Source organism: Mycobacterium sp. (assembly GCF_051006775.1).
Classification (GTDB): domain Bacteria; phylum Actinomycetota; class Actinomycetes; order Mycobacteriales; family Mycobacteriaceae; genus Mycobacterium.
Window position 1 is genome coordinate 40,860 of sequence record NZ_JBPCSX010000211.1, and the last position, 17,835, is coordinate 58,694.

Below are 17,835 nucleotides of genomic sequence, written 5' to 3' on the forward strand. Positions count from 1 at the left end.
AACCCTACCGGCGAGCGGATCAGCGCTCGCGGAACCCCTGCAGCGGTTCGCCCGGATCGCCGAGTTCGGCCACCACGGTGTCCACCGAACCAGCCGTGTCCCCGCCGCGCAGCAGGCTCAACAACTGCTCGCAGGCCGCCCGGTTGCCCTGCGCGACGACCAGCACCCGGCCGTCAACCTGATTGGCCGCGTAGCCGGTCAGCCCCAGTTCAAGCGCCCGGGACCGGGTCCACCAGCGGAAACCGACGCCCTGGACGTGCCCGTGAACCCAGGCCGTCAGCCGGGCCTGGTCGGTCACCGGGCGGTCTCCACGACCTCCAGGGTGACCTCAGTGCCGGATTTCAGCGTCCGGCCGACCGTGCAGACCTGCTCGATGGCCCGGTTGACCACCAGCAGAAGCCGGTCCTTCTCCTCAGCTGTCAGCCCGGACAGATCGATCTCGAGCCGCTCGGCCAGCAGTGGGTAACGCTCGGCGTCGCGGTCGGCATCACCGGAGACCCGGATGACGGCCGGGTAGTCGTCCCCGAGGCGCCGGCGCAACGGCTGGTCGCTGGACAGCCCACTGCAACCGGCCAGGGCGATTTTGAGCAGCTCGCCGGGCGTGAAGACGCCCTCGTCGGTATCCGAGCCGATCAGCACCTGCGCACCCCGACTGCTGCGCCCGGTGTAGCGGCGAATCCCGGTGCGCTCGACCCAAAGCTCCGTTGTCATGGCTTTGTTCTACCCGCCCGCGTTCCACCCGCCCGCGGCCGGGGCTGGCAGACCGGGCAGTAGAACGACGACCGGTTCATGAACTTCTCCCGGCGGATCACAGCGCCGCAGCGCCGGCAGTTGCGGTCCTCGCGACCGTAGACATTCAGTGAGCGGTCGAAGTAGCCGGACTGGCCGTTGACGTTGACATAGAGCGAGTCGAACGAGGTGCCGCCCTCCCGCAGCGCTTCGCGCATCACGTCCGCAGCACTGCCGAGCACCTCGCCGAGCTGACGCCGGGTGAGCTTCTCGGCGATGCGCGCCCCGTTGACCCCGGCCCGCCACAGTGCCTCGTCGGCGTAAATGTTGCCGATTCCGGACACCACGGTCTGATCCAGCAGTTGCCGCTTGATCTCAGAATGCTTGCGGCGCAACACATTCACCACGGATTCACGATCGAAAAGGATGTCCAGCGGATCCCGGGCGATATGGGCCACCGGCTCGGGCACCCGATTTCCGTCTACCGTCACCACCTCCGCCAGCTGCCAGCCGCCGAAGGTGCGCTGGTCGACGAAGCTCAGCGCGGTGCCGTCATCGAGGGTTGCCGCGATGCGCAGATGCTCGGTCCTGGTGATCGGACCGAGCAGCATCTGACCGCTCATCCCGAGATGCACGACGAGTGCGGTGTCACCGTCATCAAGGTTCAGCCACAGGTACTTCCCGCGCCGGTCGGTGCCGGCGATCCGGGCGCCGAGCAGTCGTGCGGTCAGGTCCGCAGCGCCGGGCTCATGCCGACGGACCGCGCGGGGATGATGCACCTGCAGCGCGGTGATGGTCCTACCCGCGATATGTGCCTGCAGTCCGCGGCGCACCACTTCGACCTCGGGAAGCTCAGGCAAGCCTAGGCATCCAGGTCGGCGGTGTGCGGAAGAGATTCGGCGTCCAGAGCGGTCCAGGCCTGAGCGGCGGCGTCGGTCTCGGCAGCCTTTTTCGACTTGCCCTCCCCGCTGCCGTACGGCTCACCGCCGACGTAGACCACCGCATTGAACCGGCGGTCATGATCGGGACCTTCGGCGCTGACCTCGTAGCGCGGCACACCCAGGCCGCGTGTCGACGTCAGTTCCTGCAGACTGGACTTCCATTCCAGGGCGGCACCCAGCGTCGGCGCGGTCGCCAGCAGCGAGGAGAACAGCCGCAGAATGACCGCCCGGGCTCCACTGAGTCCGTGCTGCAGGTAGATCGCACCGATCAGAGACTCCAGGGTGTCGGCGAGAATGCTGGCCTTGGCGTGACCGCCGGTGTTGAGCTCCCCGCGGCCCAGTAGCAGGTACGCGCCGAGGCCCTCGTCGGTGAGGCCCCGGGCCACCCCGGCCAGCGCTTGGCTGTTGACGATGCTGTTGCGCAGCTTGGCCAGGTCACCCTCGGAGTTCTCCGGATGGCGCCGGAAGAGTTCCTCAACGATCACCAGGCCCAGGACCGCGTCGCCGAGTAACTCCAGGCGTTCGTTGGTCGGCAGACCGCCGTGCTCGTAGGCATAACTTCGGTGGGTCAGCGCCAGGGTCAGCAGGTCGCCGTGCAACTCCACGCCGAGTGCGTCCAGCAGGTTCTCCCGCGGCGCGGTCATGGAGCGGGGCTCTCCGGGTCGGGCGGCAGCATGTTCGCCAGCTTGGCCCAGCGCGGGTCGATCTCATCGTGATGATGGCCCGGCTCGGCCGCCGCCAGGGCGACGCCGCATTTCGGACACAGTCCCGGGCAGTCCTCCGCGCACACCGGCGCGAACGGGACGGCCAGGCCGACGGCGTCGACGATGGGCTGGGTGAGGTCGACGGTGTGGTCGATGACGTGGCCGACCTCGTCGGACTCGGTGGTGGACTCGGTCAGACTCTCCGGGTAGGCGAACAGCTCGGTGAGCTCGATCTCGATGTCACCGGTGACCGGGCCCAGGCAGCGCGAGCACTCCCCGCTGGTGGCGCCACACACGGTTCCGGAGACGAGCACACCTTCGGAGACCGCCTCGAAACGCAGATCGAGGTCGATGTCATCACCGGGCTGGATCGCGATGAGGTCCAGCCCGATTCGGGCCGGACTCTGCACAGTCTCCTGCACCACCATCATCGATCCGGGGCGCCGTCCGAGCCGGGAGACATCGAACATCAATGGCGATTGCGGAGTTCTCGGGTGCGTCGCCATGGGGGGATTCTACGGCGAGCGACGCACCCGAAAGGTCAGGGCCGACGCGGGTCAGTGCTGCACGTAGTCGTGGGTCCCCGCAGCGGTGCGCAGCTGATGCCGGCCGCGGCTCACCGAGCGCAGGGTTCCATTGAGGTATTCCTCGAACTGGGCCAGCTTGTTGTCGACGTAGATATCGCACTCACCGCGCAGCCGGTCGGACTCGGCGTGAGCGGTGTCGATCAGACGGGTGGCCTCGGCGTTGGCAGCTCCGACGACCTCGGTCTGCGAGACCAGCCGCTGCTGCTCCTTGATGCCCTCCTGGACGGCCTTCTCGTACGAGATGTTGCCGTTCTCCACCAGGCGGTCGGCCTCGGCCTTGGCCCGGCTGGTCGCCGCCTCATAGTCACGCTTGGCGGTCGTGGCGAGCCTGGACGCCTCTTCGCGGGCCTCACCGACCATCTGCTCACTGTGCGCGCGGGCCTCGGAAACCATCCGGTCGGCCTGGGACTTCGCGTCGGCCAGCAGGCGATCGGCCTCGGCGCGGGCATGGCTGAGCAACGACTCGGCCTCGGCGTTGGCGCCGCCCACGGTCGAGTCAGCGTGCTCCCTGGCCTCCTGCAGCACGGAGTCGCGCGAGTCCAGCACGTCCTGGGCGTCGTCGAGCTCGCCCGGGATGGCGTCCTTGATGTCATCGATCAGCTCGAGCACATCGCCGCGCGGGACCACGCACCCGGCGGTCATCGGCACGCCACGGGCCTCTTCGACGATGGCGCTCAGTTCGTCGAGCGCTTCAAAAACTCGGTACACGGCGCCCTCCCGGCGGTTGTTGGTAGTGACCAGTGTGCCTGGTGTTACGCCTGTGAATGCGATGGCGGCGCGGTGTGTCGCCGATCAACCTCGGGGGAAGTCGAGGCTCAGCGACCGGAGAGCTTGGCCTGCAGGCGCTTGTTGACGGCCTCCGGCAGCAGAGCCGAGACGTCACCGCCGAGACCCGCCACCTCTTTGGCCAATGACGACGAGACGAAGGAGTACTCCGGCGCGGTGCACACGAAGAAGGTGTCCACGCCGGCCACATGCTTGTTCATCTGGGCCATCTGCAGTTCATACTCGAAATCGGTCCCGGTACGCAGGCCCTTGACGATGGCGGTGAAGCCGCATGACCGGACGAAGTCGACCACCAGTCCCCGACCACGCTGGACGCGCAGGTTGGGCAGATGGCCGGTGGACTCCTCGATCATCGCGATGCGTTCGTCGACGTCGAACATGCCCGACTTGTTGGGGTTGAACAGCACCGCGACGATGACTTCGTCGAACTGTGCGGCGGCACGCTCGAAGACGTCGATATGTCCCAGCGTCACCGGATCGAAGGACCCGGGGCAGACCGCGCCGCTCATGACGGTGAACGCTAGCAGGAAGCCGCCTCGATGCGGGTGTCCCCGTAGCGACGCTCCGGCCAGACCGTCCAGCCCGCGGGCCAGGCCAGTACCGGCGAGGCGGCCGGTCGCTCCACCATCACCACGCTGCCGGCGGCCACCCATCCGTTGCGGTCCAGCAGCGACAGCACCGCCTCGACCTCGCCGGCCGGGATGTCATAGGGCGGATCGGCGAGCACCAGATCCATCGGGGTTCCGGCGGCCGCCAGGGCGGTGGCGACCGCGCCGCGCCGGACCACCGCACCGGGCAGGGCGACGGTGGCGATATTGCGCGTGATGACGTCGGCTGCCCGGCGGTCGCTCTCGACGAAGATCACCGATGCGGCGCCGCGGGACAGCGCCTCCAGTCCCAGTGCCCCGGAGCCCGCGTAGAGGTCCAGCACCCGCACTCCGCCGAAATCCATCCGGGCCGACAGCACGTTGAACACGGCTTCTCGCACCCGGTCGGTGGTGGGCCGGGTGCCCCTGGGAGGCACGATCAGGCGGCGCCCGCCCGCTGCCCCGGCGACGATCCGCGTCACGGTTCTAGATGAGGGTCGACCAGTAGTCCCAGAACCGGACCAGGATCTCCAGGATCACCGCGGTGAACCACAGCGCCACGAGCGGCCAGCGCCAGTCGTACAGGGTGCGAGCAACCCGGTTACCGGCGAGCGGTTGCAGCGCGATCGAGGTGGCCACCACGAACAGCGGAATGGTCACCGCCCAAACCACCATGCAGTACGGGCACAGCGCCCCGATCTCGTAGAGCGTCTCGTACTTCAGCCACTGCACGAACGCCGTAGCCAGACCGGTGCCGATCATCAGGCCGGTCCAGTACCACCGCGGCAGCGCCACCTTCGCCACCGCCAGCACCCCGGTCACGATCACGACGGAGAACGCCGCGACACCGATCAGCGGGTTGGGTGGTCCGAACACCGAGGCCTGCGGGGTGTTGATCACCGATCCGCAGGCCACCACCGGGTTGATGCTGCAACTCGGCACGAACGTCGGGTCCTTGAGCATTGCGATCTTGTCGACCACAAGCGTGACCGATGAGATCAGGCCGATCACTCCGGCGGTCAGGATCCACCACGCGCTGGCGCGCGACACCCGCGCACCCGTGTCGTGCACCGACCCCGCGGGCCCGGACTGCTCGTCCGCCGCGGTCACCGTGCTCACGGTTTCGGCGCGGCGGGCGCCGGCGCCCCGGGGGCCGGCGATGCGCCTGCGGGCGCGGGAGCCTTCAGGGCCGGCACCGGTCCGACGATCTGGGTGATCTTTGCGATCAACTCCTCGGGCGTGGCCGGGCTGATGTCCTGGCCGTTGAGCCGGATGGTCGGGGTGGCGGTGATCTTGGATGCGGCCGCGAGTCCCTTGGCCATATCCGAGTACTTGCCCTTGTTGATGCAGTCCGCGACGCCCCCGGTGACGCCGGCCTGCCGGGCAGTCTCGATCAGCGCGGTGTTGTCGGGTCCGGTGCCGGAACCTTCCTCGGGCTGCTGGGCGAACAGTGCGGAGTGGAACCGTACGAAGGCGTCCTTGTTCTCATCGGCCACGCAGTACGCGGCGTTCGCGGCCCGTGCGGAGTATCCGCCGTTGGACTTGTTCAGGATCGCGACCAAGTTGTAGTCGACGGCCGCCGCGCCGCTCTCGACGATCTTGTTGATCGTCGCGCCGAAGGTCTTCTCGAAGTCCCGGCAGTGCGGGCACTGGAAGTCCTCGTAGATGGCCAGCACTGCCTTCGGCTCGGTGCTGTCGGGCTTCTTGATCAGCGCGGCCGACGAGATCTGCACGGCCCGGGAGTCATCGGCATTGACCTTCTCGCGGCCCATGACGATGTAGAGCACCAATCCGACCGCGAACAGGACGACGACCGCCGTCAGACCCAGCCGGACGGCCAGGTCACGCTTGCGGGTTTGGGCGTTCAGGTCGTAGCGGGGTGCGCTTTTCTTATTGCTGGCCACGGCTCGGCTGATCCTCGCTGTCGATGGTTACGGGCGCTTCCAGAGTACCGGCGCGTCCCGTAGCGGCCGGAAATGCCTGGGTCAGGCGCGTGCCAGGTGGGCCCGCAGCGCGGAGATCATCCGGGCGTTGGCGTCGGCCACCCCGCCGCCGAGCACGTTGAGGTTCAGGAAGGCGTGGGTCATCCCGGGTGCCCGGCGCAGATCCACCGTGACCCCTGCTTCCTGCATCTTCGCCGCATATTGCTCGCCTTCGTCGCGCAGCGGGTCGAAGCCGGCGGTGGTCACCAGCGCCGGCGGTAACCCCGACAGGTCAGCGGCCAGCAGCGGCGACACCATCGGGTCGGTGACGTCCAGACCGGATTTCTCCAGGTAGGAGTCCTGGAACCAATCCATGTCGGATTTGGTCAGCAGGAAGCCGTCGGAGAACATGCTCCGCGATCGGCTCCCGCCGCGCATATCGGTGACCGGATAGATCAGCCACTGCAGCGTCGGCAGCGGATCGCCGGCGTCCCGGGCCATCCGGCTCACCACGGCGGCCAGGTTGCCACCGGCGCTGTCGCCGGCAACCGCGACCCGGTCGGGGTCGGCGCCGAGTTCCTCGGCGTGGGCGCGCGCCCAGAGGTAGGCCGCGTGCGCGTCATCGGCGGCGGCCGGGGCGGGATGCTCCGGAGCCAGCCGGTAGTCGATCGCCAGCACCTGCACCGCGCCGTCCCGGCAGATCAGCCGACAGGCCGCGTCGTGGGTGTCGAGATCACCGAAGACGAACCCGCCACCGTGGTAGAAGACGACCAGCGGCGGCCGCTCACCGTCCGCGGTGTGCGGGCGGTAGTGCCTGGCGCCGATCGGCCCGGCCGGTCCCGGGATCGTGATATCCCGGATCTCGGCGACCCGCAGGCCGGGCTCATCGAGGCTGGCGGTGAGTTCACGATTCTTCAGCCGGGTGGTGACCGCATCGCCGGCGACGACCAAACCGTTGATACCGGTGGCACGCTGCGCGGCCAGCATCATCTGAATGGACGGATCCAGGGTGTTGCCGTCCAGCGTCACCGCCTTGCCGCCGGAGAGCAGTCGTTTGACGGCGTTGGGGAGGCGCGGAATCAGCTTGACGCCCAAGCGGTTTCCGACGGCCAGGGCCCTGTCCTTGACTGTCACGGTCATCTCCTTCTGGTGCGGATCAGGCGAGTCACGACGCGGGGAGCGCAGGCGCTGACCAAATCTATTTCCCGCTGGGTACTATCGCACCCGAATCGGTGACTCGAAGATTCACCGTAAACACAGGTAGGTGACATGACGACGACGGCCGCGATTCCCACCGTCCCGCTCAACGACGACCATGCGATCCCCGCCCTGGGGGTCGCTGTCGCCGACCTGCCGCCGGCCGAGGTCGAGGCGGCGGTGGCCGCAGCGCTGGCGGCCGGCTACCGATTGATCGACGCCGCCGCGGGTGGCGGCAATGAGGAGGCGGTCGGACGGGCTGTCGCGGCGTCGGGCATCGCGCGCGAGGAGCTCTACATCTCCTCCACGATGGCACCCGCCGATCAGGGTTTCCAGTCCTCCCAGGATGCGTTGGCGGCGAGCCTGGAGCGGCTGGGCCTGGACTACGTCGATCTCTATCTGGTCGGCTGGCCGGTCGAGGAGAACGGCAAGTACATCGACGCCTGGGGCGGGATCATGAAGTCCAAGGAGGTCGGACTCACCCGCTCGATCGGGGTCGCCAACTTCACGCCCGAGCACCTCGCTGACCTCATCGACCTGACTTTCTTCACCCCCGCGGTCAATCAGATCGAATTGCATCCGCTGCTCAATCAGTCGGCGTTGCGGGCCGCGAACGCCCAGCACAGCATCCTCACCGAGGCCTACGCCCCGCTGGGAACCGGCAAGCTGCTCGACAATGCGGTGATCGCGTCAGTGGCTGCGGCGCACGGTAAGTCGCCGGCGCAGGTGCTGATCCGCTGGAGCCTGCAATTGGGCAATGTGGTGATCCCGCGGGCCTCTACTCCGGTCCGGCTGGCCGAGAACCTCGACGTGTTCGACTTCGCTCTGACCGATGCGGAGATGGACACCATCAACGGACTCGACGACGGCACCCGGTTCCGGCCGAGTCCGTAGGCGTTCCGGAACCGCCGGGGTAATCACCACATCAGGGGGCCACACCATGCACATATCCCGACATTCGTATCGCACCGCAGCGGTGGCGGTGATCGGCGCCGGCGCCATCGCCCTGGGACCCGTGCAGCCGTTGACCGCGAGGGCCGCCCCGATCTTCGCGGCACCCTCGACTCAGCCCGTCAACCTCGTCGCGGCGTTCGACCCGATCACCCCGTGGGTGCAGACAGTCCAGACTGCCGCGGCCAACCTGTCCGGTCTGTTCGCAGCCTGGTCGGCGACGCCGTTCCCGATCGCCGAACAGGTCATCACCAACCTCGGCGTGTACTTCTCCGAGCTTCCCGACATCGGAACGATCCTCGAGCAGGTAAGCGCCAACGCGTCCAATGCCGTCAACGCACCGGCCGCCGCCGATATCAACACCCTCGACCTGACGCACCTGACCGCGTACGGACTGCTGTCGCAATTGGCCCGCTTTCCCCAGCTCGACTTCACGACGAGCTCGGCCAGCGGCTTGTTCATGGGATTCCTCGGCCCGGTGATCGGCCCCGCGCTGGCCCTGCAGCGCAGCATCAGCAGCGCTGTCGCGGCGTTGCAGACCGCCGATTTCATCGGCGCACTCAACGAGGTGATCAACATTCCGGCGGCCATGACAAATGCGTTCCTCAACGGCGGGCAGACGATCGACCTGACTTCACTTGTGGCCCCGTTGATTCCGGCTCCCTCGACGCTGATCAGCGCCGGAATCTCCGTCGGTGGCCTGTTGAGCACCGGCTCCTCGCTCTTCAACGCCCTGGGACTGGATGCCCTGGTCGTAGTCGACCCGTTCCTGCCGGCGGTGCCCGTCTACATCGGTGCCGGGCCCGGCCCGGGCATCGTGGGCTCGATGATCGCCATGACCAACGCCGTCGCCACCGCGATCGCCGTGACACCGGTCGTGCCGGCCGCGGGGAAGATCCCGGGCCGGGCCGCAGCGACCCGGAAGGCAGACCGCAGCGGCGCCGCGACCATCGCCAAGAGCCCCGCAAAACGTGCTGCCGGTTCGGCCACCGCGTCGCGCCGTGCGGGCTGATTCAGCCGACCGGGCAGCTACCGGCCGCGTCGCGCAACCGGTGGACTGAAAGCTCCTCCACCGCAAGGCGATACCCGCGGATCACCGCGATGAACGCCATCGCGTACTGACAGTGAAACGCGGTGTTGGGCGGCATCCACTCCCCCGGCGGCAGATCGCCCTTGTCCTGATTGGCCCGTCCCGCCACCGCCAGCAGATTGGCCGGATCGTTGGCGAACCGCTTGCGCATATCGTCGGTCCAGTCCCGGGCGCCCATATCCCACGCATAGGCCAGCGGCACGATGTGGTCGATCTGGACCGCGGCGCCGACCTGATTGCCCCGGGTGAACGCGATGGTGGCGTTGGTGTACGGGTCGCGCAGCGACCCGCTGGCCACCGCCTGCGGGCACCGCTTGGTGACGACAAAAGCCTTATCGGTCAGATCGCGGTCGAGGATGTCGTCGCGGGTGTCACAGCCGTTGCGCCCACCCGGCGCGGTCGTGTTGTCGTCCCACGCGTCGCCGAACGCTGTCCGCCGGTAATCACCGCCGCGCACCCGCTGATCAACCGTCGCGACCCCGGCCAGAACGTCGGTGCCGGGGCGCACGGTCGGGGGGCCGGTGACCGGATCGGATGAGGCGGAACGGCTGCGCTCGCCGATGAGCACCTGTGCCGCGACGATCACGGCGATCGACGCGACTGCGGCCAGCAGGAGCAGCGTTCCACGCTTCACGACTTGTCCAGGAAATCGATCCGGTCACTTCCGGTGAACTGCTCGGACAGAACGGCCAGTCCCCGGTCCTGCGGGCTGACCGGGTAGACCGACTCGCACAATTCCCGGGCGGCGAGGATCACATCGAGATGCTCTGCCAGCGAAAGGAACCGCAGTGTGATGGGACGACCGGACTGGCTGTGCCCCAGAACATCTCCTTCGCGCCGCTCGGCAAGATCAAGATCCGCCAGGGCGAAACCGTCCAGGGTGCGGGCCACCGCCTTGAGTCGCTCACCGGCCTTGGAAGACTCCGGCAACTTGGTGGCGAGCAGGCACAGGCTTGGATGGGACCCCCGGCCGATCCGGCCGCGCAGCTGGTGGAGCTGACTGATGCCGAACCGGTCGGCGTCCATCACCACCATCACAGTCGCATTGGGTACGTCCACCCCGACCTCGATCACGGTGGTGCACACCAGCACGTCGATCTCGCCGGCCCGGAAGGCGGCCATCACCGCGTCCTTCTCATCGGCCGGCAGGCGCCCGTGCATGAGCCCCAGCCGCAGACCCGCCAGCGGCCCATGCCGAAGATGCTCGTAGAGGGTGGTGACCGGAATCGGCGGCGGCCCTTTCTCTTCCGCCGATTCAGCAGTGTCTTCCTTATCGGATTCGTCGATGCGCGATGCCACAACGTAGGCCTGCCGCCCGGCGGCGACCTCCTCTGCCACCCGCTGCCACGCCCGCGGTAGCCACTGAGGCTTCTCCCTCGCGAAGATGACGTTGGTGGCGATCGGCTGACGACCGCGCGGAAGCTCACGCAGCGTCGAGGTCTCCAGGTCACCGAACACTGTCAACGCGACGGTGCGCGGGATCGGGGTCGCGGTCATCACCAACAGGTGGGGCGTCAGGCCCTCGGGGGCTTTGGCACGCAGGCGGTCTCGCTGCTCGACTCCGAAGCGGTGCTGTTCATCGACGACGACGAGGCCGAGCCGGTGGAATTCGACGGCATCCTGGAGCAGTGCGTGCGTGCCGATCACGATGCCGGACGCTCCGGAGGCCACCTCCTCGCGAACCTGCTTCTTCTGCGCCGCCGACATCGACCCGGTGAGCAGACTCACCCGGGTGGCGGAGTCCGCACCGCCGAGCTGACCGGCCATCGCCAGCGGACCGAGCACATCGCGGATCGACCGGGAATGCTGGGCGGCAAGAACTTCGGTGGGCGCCAGCAGGGCGCACTGGTATCCCGCGTCAACCATCTGCAGCATGGCCAGCACCGAGACGATGGTCTTGCCGGACCCGACCTCGCCCTGAAGTAAACGGTTCATCGGCCTGGCGGTGCCAAGTTCGCCCGCGATGACATCGAGCACCTCGTGCTGACCCGCGGTCAATTCGAATGGCAGGCCATCCAGCAGCGCCGCTGTCAGTCCGTCGGCACGCCGCGGCGCTTGGGGCCCGGACTGGGACAGCTCGCTGTGGCGCCGGCGCGCCAGCGCCCACTGCATTCCGACGGCCTCGTCAAAAGTCAGCCGCACTCTGGCGCGATCCCGGTCGACCTCCTTCTCCGCGATATGGATGGCCCGCAGCGCGGTGTCCTCGGAGACCAGATCATGTTCTGCAACAAAGGATTCCGGCAGCGGATCATCGATGGGGTCGAGTACCTGGAGGACCTGGCGGATACAGGCGTAGATATCCCAGCTCTGCAATTTGGCGCTGGCCGGGTAGATCGGAAAGTAATCCCGCTCGAACACCGACATGTCGAATTCGCCGTCGTCGCTCTGCGCCGTCGCGGCGATGGTGCGCAAGGATTTGGTGCCGCCGATGCGGCCCGACGGGGCATTGAGCACCAGGTACCCCGGGTGAGTGAGCTGCATCGTGCTGCGGAAGTACCCGACCTCCCCGGACAGCATCAACCGGGTGCCCTCCACCAGTTGCTTCTTCAGGTATTTGGCGTTGAAGAAGGTGGCGGTCACCTTGGGCCGGCGATTGCTCAGCGTGACAACGAGGTACTCCCGCTTCGGTGTGCGGTTGGTCCAGCGCGCCTCGGCCTTCTCGATTTCGCCGACGAAGGTGATGTGCTGGCCCTCTTCGGGCAGTTCGTCGTCCTCGCCCCGCACCGTCATGCCCTGGCTGTACTTGCGCGGGTAGTGACGAAGGAGATCGCCGACGGTGCGGATGCCGAAGACCTCGGCCAGCGCCCCGGCAGCCTTGGCGCCGAGCAACCCGTCGAGCCGATCGGTGAGAGTCGCCATCGCTACTCGACCCCGATCAGCAGGACGTCGCCGCGGTGGCCGGTGCGGTAGCTGGTGAACTCGGTTCCCGGATGGCGGCGGCGCAGGTGTTCGGCCAATGCGTCGGCAACGGCCAGGTCGGCACCGGCGCCCATGAGCAGGGTGACCAACTCACCACCCGAGCCGAGCAGCAGGTCGGTCAGCCCGATGGCGGCAGCGCCGACGTCGTCGGCCACCACCAGCACCTCGTCACCGGCAATACCCAGCCCGTCCCCGGGTTCGCAGGTGCCGGCCCAGGTCAGTGCCTTCTCTTCTGCCACCCGTACCGAACCGTGCCGGGATCCGGCGGCGGCCCGCGCCATCGCGTAACCGTCGTCGACGGCCTGCCGGCTCGGGTCGTGGACCGCCAGTGCGGCCAGGCCCTGCGCCATCGACCCAGAGGGCACCGGTACGACGTCGATCCCCCAGCCGATGCCGGCGGTGCAACCGGCCACCAGATCCTCGGCGGCGACATAGCCGTTCGGCAGCACCATCACCTGCGCCGCGCCGGTGTCGACCACCGCCCGCAACAGTTCGGCGGCGCTGACCCCGTTGGCCGGGTCCACCAGATCGGCGTCCGGGCGCACCACGAAGGCGCCCTCGGATCCGAACAATTCGGCGGCGCCATCGCCGTCGACGACGGCCAGCACAGCCCGCTCCCGGGACCAGCCACCCGGCGACACCCGGCCACCGGTCAGTGCCGAGACTCGGATCCGGCTGACCGCCCCGGCGGCCATACCGGCCTCGATCGCGGCCCCGGCGTCGTCGGTGTGGACGTGCACCGAGTGCCGTCCGGCCGCGGCCGCCGCGACCGCGACCGAATCGCCCAGTTCCTCCAGTGCGCCGCGCAACCGGGTCAGCGCATCGTGATCGCACTCGCCGACCAGATACATGACCTCGAACTCGGGCGCCTGTTCAGCCGCGCCGACCCCCTCGACGGCGTGCGGGATGCGCGCACCGGGATAGACCCGCCGGTGCGGGACGTCCCCGGTGACGGTGGCTGTGAGGGCGTCGAGCAGCACCAGTAGCCCCCGTCCGCCGGCATCCACCACGTTCGCGTCGGCCAGCACGTCGAGTTGTTCGGGGGTGTGGTCCAGGGCGGTGGCGGCGGCCTCACCCGCGGCCACCAGGGCCTCACCGAGCGGGGCATCCTCATCGGCGCGGGTCTCGATCGCCTCGGCGGCTGCGTGCAGCACCGAAACCACCGTTCCGGGCACCAGCTGCCCGCCCATCGCGGTGACCACGAGGGCGACGGCGTGTCGCAGCGCCGCGCCCAGCAGGGCCGGGCCGAGGTCGGCGAGGTCGGTCTGGGCCGCTGCGGCCGCGGTCACATCCGCCAGTGCGGCCAGGATCTGGGACAGGATCACCCCGGAGTTACCCCTGGCGCCATGCGCCGCCCCCCGGGACAGCGCCGCCGTCATCCCGGTCGGATCACCGGCCCCGGCAGTCTTGGCCTCGGCGACCGCCGCACGCATGGTGAACAGCATGTTCGTCCCGGTATCGGCATCGGCGACCGGGAAGACATTGAGCCGGTTGATCTCGTCGGTATGGGCGATCAGCGAGCCGACGGCGGAATCCGCCCAGTCATACAGGGCCGAGGAGTCCAGCCGCCGATCCGGCATCGGCACCTCCTGCTCGCTGGGCGGGTCTGCTGCCCTGGTCACCCCGTCGGCGTCAGCCTAGCCAGATCGGGCGACGCTTTTATGCAGGCGTTCACCCACGTCGCGGCGCGGGGTCCGGGGCGGCGCGGAGGGGGCATTTTGGCATTCGAATCCCGACGACGGTATTCTGGTCCAGTTCCCAGGCCACCCGTGCGTGCGGTAGCTGGCCTCTCGAGATTTGAGGAGTTCGTCATGGCTGCCGTCTGCGATGTCTGCGGGAAAGGTCCCGGGTTCGGCAAAGCGGTGTCGCACTCTCACCGCCGGACCAACCGACGCTGGAATCCGAACATCCAGAGCGTCCGCGCCACCGACCGCCCGGGCGGCAACAAGCACCGTGTCAACGTGTGCACCTCCTGCCTGAAGGCCGGCAAGGTCAGCCGGGGCTAGTACCCGCCCCTATCGTCTCTGTCTCGTCGTCTGTCTCCTCGGGTCGCCAAGCGACCCGCATCGTCTCAGGGCATGATCTGGTCGCCCTGCTCCTCCTCGGGTCGCCATGCGACCCGCATCGTCTCAGGGCAGTCGCCAGTCGAGCGGCTCGGCGCCCATCCCCCGCAGTAATTCGTTGGCGCGGCTGAACGGCCGCGACCCGAAGAACCCCCGGCTCGCCGACAGAGGCGACGGATGCGCTGATTCGATCACCGCGCAGTGCTGCGTCAGCCATGGCTTGAGAGTGGCGGCATCGCGACCCCACAGCACCGCCACCAACGGTTGATCACGGGCTGCCAGTGCCCGGATGGCGCATTCTGTCACTTCCTCCCACCCCTTACCGCGATGCGAGGCCGGAGTTCCCGGCCGCACGGTGAGCACCCTGTTGAGCAGCATCACCCCGCGCTCACACCACGGACTCAGATCCCCACTGGACGGTTGTGGGTACCCCAGATCGGCGCCGTACTCGGTGAAGATGTTGCTCAGACTGCGCGGCAGTGGCCGCACGTCGGATGCCACCGAGAAACTCAATCCGACTGCATGCCCCGGTGTCGGATAGGGGTCCTGGCCGACGATGAGCACCCGAACCGCCTCAAATGGAAACGTGAACGCGCGCAGGATGTTCGGCCCGGCCGGCAGATACCGCTCACCGGCAGCGATCTCGGCGCGCAGAAACTCACCCATCCCGGCGATCTGGTCGGCGACCGGTTCCAGCGCGCGCGCCCAGCCTTCGTCGAGAAGCTCAGTCAGGGGGCGCGCCGTCACGGTGGACCAACCTAGCGTCCCCGCTCAGTCGTAGGACTGCCAACCCGCCGGACCCGACCACGGGCGGCCGTCGAGCAGCACACCGGGCTGCCCGTCGCGCACCTCGCCGATCACCCGCCAGCCGGCCGGTGGCAGGCCGCCGAAGCACGCCACCAGGGCGTGATCCTCGCCGCCGCCGAGCACCAATGACCACGGATCCACCCCGGATGCAGCCGCCGCCGGCGCAACCGCGTCGACATCAGCCCGCAAGGACTCGGAGCTCAGATCCAGCACCACACCCGAGGCACTGGCCAGATGGCCGAGGTCAGCGACCAGCCCGTCGGACACATCGGTCATGGCCAGCGCTCCCCCGTCCGCTGCCACGCGACCCTGCCCGTACGGCGGCCGCGGCACCCGATGCCGTTCCGCAATCTCCTCGAAGCCGCTGATTCCGTTGTGCTGCAACGCGAATCCGGCCGCCGAGCGCCCAAGATCGCCGGCGACCGCGATCACCGCGCCGGCCCGCGCACCGGCGCGGGTCACCGCAGAACGCCCGGCGAGGTCACCGAGCACGGTCACCGAAACTATCCACTGCGGACTGGCCACCATGTCACCGCCGACGATCCCGGCGCCCAGCACTCCGGCCTCATGCCACATCCCGTCACTGAGTTGCACTGCCGCGGCGACCCCGGTCCCCGACGGCGCACCGAAGCCCACCACGAATGCCGTCGCCCGAGCGCCCATCGCCTCGATATCGGCGGCGTTCTGCGCGATCGCCTTGCGGCCGATCTCATACGGGGTGGACCAGTCCAGCCGGAAGTGTCTGCCCTCGATCAGCATGTCGGTGCTGACCACCACCCGGCCGTCAGGCGCGGCAACCACCGCGGCGTCATCCCCGGGGCCCAGCGTGACAGCCGCGGGTTGGGTGCGGCGATCAGTGATCCGTCCGATGACGGCGAATTCCCCCACCTCACCAAGCGTGGGATCGCCACCGTCTGTCACTGCTGACCCCCTTCGGCGCTCCGGTACCTTGAGCACGTCAGTCTAGGGAGGTGACCCGTGCAGGACGACGCCGCCGGCGATCCGCCGCCGACATTGCTCATCGTCGGCCTGGTGATCGGGGTGACCGCAATCGTTGCGATCCTCGCGATCGCGGCCACCCGGCAGACTCCGCCGCCGCCAGTCGCCATCGCCGCGGTCCCGGCGCCCCAGGCGAATTCGCCGGAGTGCCAGGCACTTCTTGCCACGCTTCCTGATCAACTCGGTGACCTCGAGCGCGCCACCGCCGCCGAGCCAGTCCCGGCCGGTACCGCGGCCTGGCGCAACGCCGGCGAACCGGTGATCATGCGGTGCGGACTGGACCGACCCACCGAGTTCGTGGTGGGTTCACCCATCCAGATGGTCGACGACGTGGGGTGGTTCCGCCTTGCAGACGCCGGACTGGCCCGCAGTACCTGGGTCAGTGTGGACCGTCCGGTCTATGTGGCCCTCACGCTTCCGGATGGCTCCGGCCCGACACCCATCCAGGCGCTCTCCGAGGTGATAGGGCGCACCATGCCCGCGATACCGATCCGGCCGGCGCGTTAGCGCAGACCGATGCCGCGGGCCAGTGCGGTCTCGACCATGGTTCCGACCAGTGTCGGATAGTCCACCCCGCTTGCCCCCCACATCCGCGGGAACATCGAGATGGTGGTGAATCCGGGCATGGTGTTGATCTCGTTGATCACCGGACCGTCGTCGGTGAGGAAGAAGTCGACGCGAGCCAATCCCTGGCAATCGAGCGCGCTGAAGGTTTGGATTGCCAAGTGCCGCAATGTATCTGCGACTTGTCCATCGACAATCGCCGGCACGTCGAGCTCGGCGGCGTCGTCGAGATACTTGGTCTCGAAGTCGTAGAAGTTGTCGTCGCGGTCACCGACGGCCACTCTGATCTCACCGATGGCGCTGGCCCTCACCGAGCCGTCCGGGAACTCGAGCACACCGCATTCCAACTCGCGGCCCTCGATACCGGCCTCCACGATGACCTTCGGGTCATGCCGGCGGGCCTCGGCGATTGCTCCCGGCAGTTCACCGGGAGTCAGCACTCGACTCACCCCGATCGACGAGCCGCCGCGGGCGGGTTTGACGAAGAGCGGGAAGCCGAGCCGTTCGATGTCGTCGGCGGCCGGCAGCGGCTGACGCGGACGCAGTACGACATAGTCCCCGATCGGCAGTCCGGCTGCACCCATCAGCTTCTTGGAGAACTCCTTGTCCATCCCGGCGGCACTGGCGAACACACCCGCTCCCACGTAGGGCAGCCCGGCCAGCTCCAGCAGGCCCTGGATGGTGCCGTCTTCCCCGTAGGGGCCGTGCAGGATCGGAAAGACCACGTCGACCGATGACAGGATCTCGGCGGCCAGCGCAAGCGGGGTGTCGGTGTGGCCGGTGACCTCGGGCAGCGTGCGGTCGCTGATCGCCAATTGATCGGGGTCGACATCCTCGCGAAGCCAGGATCCGTCGCGGGTGATACCGACCGGGATGACCTCGAATCGCTGCGGGTCCAGGTGACGCAGGATGCTGCCCGCCGAGACACACGAGATCGCGTGCTCGGAACTGCGGCCACCGTAGACGACGGCTACACGGATTCGGGTCAC

21 protein-coding genes are annotated in these 17,835 nt (G+C 68.3%); 4 read left to right on the top strand and 17 right to left on the bottom strand.

What is annotated here, in order from left to right:
* Positions 1-19: 19 nt before the first annotated feature.
* From ACR2JI_RS15120 to ACR2JI_RS15170, 11 genes are all read right to left on the bottom strand, one after another.
* Positions 20-298 (bottom strand): acylphosphatase, encoded by a 279-nt coding sequence (locus ACR2JI_RS15120; protein WP_526391370.1) that lies wholly within the window; start codon positions 296-298, stop codon positions 20-22.
* Complete coding sequence (locus ACR2JI_RS15125; protein ID WP_526391372.1) at positions 295-711, bottom strand: OsmC family protein; 417 nt, start codon at positions 709-711, stop codon at positions 295-297. The genes ACR2JI_RS15120 and ACR2JI_RS15125 overlap by 4 nt, the downstream gene beginning before the upstream one ends.
* Positions 708-1,589 carry a bifunctional DNA-formamidopyrimidine glycosylase/DNA-(apurinic or apyrimidinic site) lyase gene (gene mutM, locus ACR2JI_RS15130; RefSeq protein ID WP_526391374.1) on the bottom strand — a complete coding sequence of 294 codons (882 nt, stop codon included), beginning with the start codon at positions 1,587-1,589 and terminating at the stop codon, positions 708-710. Before mutM ends, ACR2JI_RS15125 begins: the two co-directional genes overlap by 4 nt.
* Positions 1,590-1,591: 2 nt before the next feature.
* Entirely contained in the window at positions 1,592-2,314 is a 723-nt protein-coding gene (gene rnc / locus ACR2JI_RS15135) for a ribonuclease III (RefSeq protein WP_526391376.1), read from the bottom strand.
* The gene (locus ACR2JI_RS15140; protein WP_526391378.1) at positions 2,311-2,880 is read right to left on the bottom strand and encodes a YceD family protein; all 570 of its coding nucleotides are present in this window, start codon (positions 2,878-2,880) and stop codon (positions 2,311-2,313) included. Before ACR2JI_RS15140 ends, rnc begins: the two co-directional genes overlap by 4 nt.
* A 51-nt stretch (positions 2,881-2,931) precedes the next feature.
* Positions 2,932-3,669 carry a cell division protein SepIVA gene (gene sepIVA / locus ACR2JI_RS15145; protein WP_526391380.1) on the bottom strand — a complete coding sequence of 246 codons (738 nt, stop codon included), beginning with the start codon at positions 3,667-3,669 and terminating at the stop codon, positions 2,932-2,934.
* Between the two features lie 107 nt (positions 3,670-3,776).
* Positions 3,777-4,256 (bottom strand): pantetheine-phosphate adenylyltransferase, encoded by a 480-nt coding sequence (gene coaD / locus ACR2JI_RS15150; RefSeq protein WP_526391382.1) that lies wholly within the window; start codon positions 4,254-4,256, stop codon positions 3,777-3,779.
* A gap of 11 nt (positions 4,257-4,267) precedes the next feature.
* Positions 4,268-4,816, bottom strand: a complete 549-nt coding sequence (gene rsmD, locus ACR2JI_RS15155; protein WP_526391384.1) for a 16S rRNA (guanine(966)-N(2))-methyltransferase RsmD — start codon at positions 4,814-4,816, stop codon at positions 4,268-4,270.
* 4 nt (positions 4,817-4,820) lie between these two features.
* Positions 4,821-5,453, bottom strand: a complete 633-nt coding sequence (locus tag ACR2JI_RS15160; protein ID WP_526391386.1) for a vitamin K epoxide reductase family protein — start codon at positions 5,451-5,453, stop codon at positions 4,821-4,823.
* Complete coding sequence (locus ACR2JI_RS15165; RefSeq protein WP_526391388.1) at positions 5,450-6,238, bottom strand: DsbA family protein; 789 nt, start codon at positions 6,236-6,238, stop codon at positions 5,450-5,452. The genes ACR2JI_RS15160 and ACR2JI_RS15165 overlap by 4 nt, the downstream gene beginning before the upstream one ends.
* 81 nt (positions 6,239-6,319) lie before the next feature.
* Entirely contained in the window at positions 6,320-7,441 is a 1,122-nt protein-coding gene (locus ACR2JI_RS15170) for an alpha/beta hydrolase (RefSeq protein WP_526391432.1), read from the bottom strand.
* A gap of 84 nt (positions 7,442-7,525) precedes the next feature.
* On the opposite strand from ACR2JI_RS15170, the gene ACR2JI_RS15175 reads away from it, so the two are divergent.
* Together ACR2JI_RS15175 and ACR2JI_RS15180 are read left to right on the top strand one after the other, a co-directional pair.
* Positions 7,526-8,347 (top strand): aldo/keto reductase, encoded by an 822-nt coding sequence (locus ACR2JI_RS15175; protein ID WP_526391390.1) that lies wholly within the window; start codon positions 7,526-7,528, stop codon positions 8,345-8,347.
* A gap of 46 nt (positions 8,348-8,393) precedes the next feature.
* The gene (locus ACR2JI_RS15180) at positions 8,394-9,416 is read left to right on the top strand and encodes a hypothetical protein (protein ID WP_526391392.1); all 1,023 of its coding nucleotides are present in this window, start codon (positions 8,394-8,396) and stop codon (positions 9,414-9,416) included.
* A 1-nt stretch (position 9,417) separates the two neighbouring features.
* Here the strand turns inward: ACR2JI_RS15180 and ACR2JI_RS15185 are convergent, their stop codons facing one another.
* Genes ACR2JI_RS15185 through fakA form a run of 3 tightly spaced genes read right to left on the bottom strand, consistent with a single transcriptional unit; the run spans position 9,418 to position 13,993 of the window.
* On the bottom strand, positions 9,418-10,128 hold the full coding sequence (locus ACR2JI_RS15185; protein ID WP_526391394.1) for a GmrSD restriction endonuclease domain-containing protein: 711 nt from the start codon (positions 10,126-10,128) through the stop codon (positions 9,418-9,420).
* Entirely contained in the window at positions 10,125-12,353 is a 2,229-nt protein-coding gene (gene recG, locus ACR2JI_RS15190; RefSeq protein ID WP_526391396.1) for an ATP-dependent DNA helicase RecG, read from the bottom strand. The genes ACR2JI_RS15185 and recG overlap by 4 nt, the downstream gene beginning before the upstream one ends.
* Before the next feature lie 2 nt (positions 12,354-12,355).
* Positions 12,356-13,993, bottom strand: a complete 1,638-nt coding sequence (gene fakA, locus ACR2JI_RS15195; protein ID WP_526391434.1) for a fatty acid kinase ATP-binding subunit FakA — start codon at positions 13,991-13,993, stop codon at positions 12,356-12,358.
* 231 nt (positions 13,994-14,224) lie between these two features.
* Here fakA and rpmB point away from each other — a divergent pair, with 231 nt between their 5' ends.
* Complete coding sequence (gene rpmB, locus ACR2JI_RS15200) at positions 14,225-14,419, top strand: 50S ribosomal protein L28 (protein WP_526391398.1); 195 nt, start codon at positions 14,225-14,227, stop codon at positions 14,417-14,419.
* Between the two features lie 123 nt (positions 14,420-14,542).
* Here the strand turns inward: rpmB and ACR2JI_RS15205 are convergent, their stop codons facing one another.
* Together ACR2JI_RS15205 and ACR2JI_RS15210 are read right to left on the bottom strand one after the other, a co-directional pair.
* Positions 14,543-15,223 carry a uracil-DNA glycosylase gene (locus ACR2JI_RS15205; protein WP_526391400.1) on the bottom strand — a complete coding sequence of 227 codons (681 nt, stop codon included), beginning with the start codon at positions 15,221-15,223 and terminating at the stop codon, positions 14,543-14,545.
* Between the two features lie 24 nt (positions 15,224-15,247).
* Positions 15,248-16,204 carry a thiamine-phosphate kinase gene (locus ACR2JI_RS15210; protein WP_526391402.1) on the bottom strand — a complete coding sequence of 319 codons (957 nt, stop codon included), beginning with the start codon at positions 16,202-16,204 and terminating at the stop codon, positions 15,248-15,250.
* Between the two features lie 57 nt (positions 16,205-16,261).
* Here ACR2JI_RS15210 and ACR2JI_RS15215 point away from each other — a divergent pair, with 57 nt between their 5' ends.
* Positions 16,262-16,789 (top strand): DUF3515 family protein, encoded by a 528-nt coding sequence (locus ACR2JI_RS15215; protein WP_526391404.1) that lies wholly within the window; start codon positions 16,262-16,264, stop codon positions 16,787-16,789.
* On the opposite strand, the gene ACR2JI_RS15220 is transcribed toward ACR2JI_RS15215, so the two are convergent.
* Positions 16,786-17,835, bottom strand: a complete 1,050-nt coding sequence (locus tag ACR2JI_RS15220; protein WP_526391406.1) for a D-alanine--D-alanine ligase family protein — start codon at positions 17,833-17,835, stop codon at positions 16,786-16,788. The genes ACR2JI_RS15215 and ACR2JI_RS15220 overlap by 4 nt on opposite strands.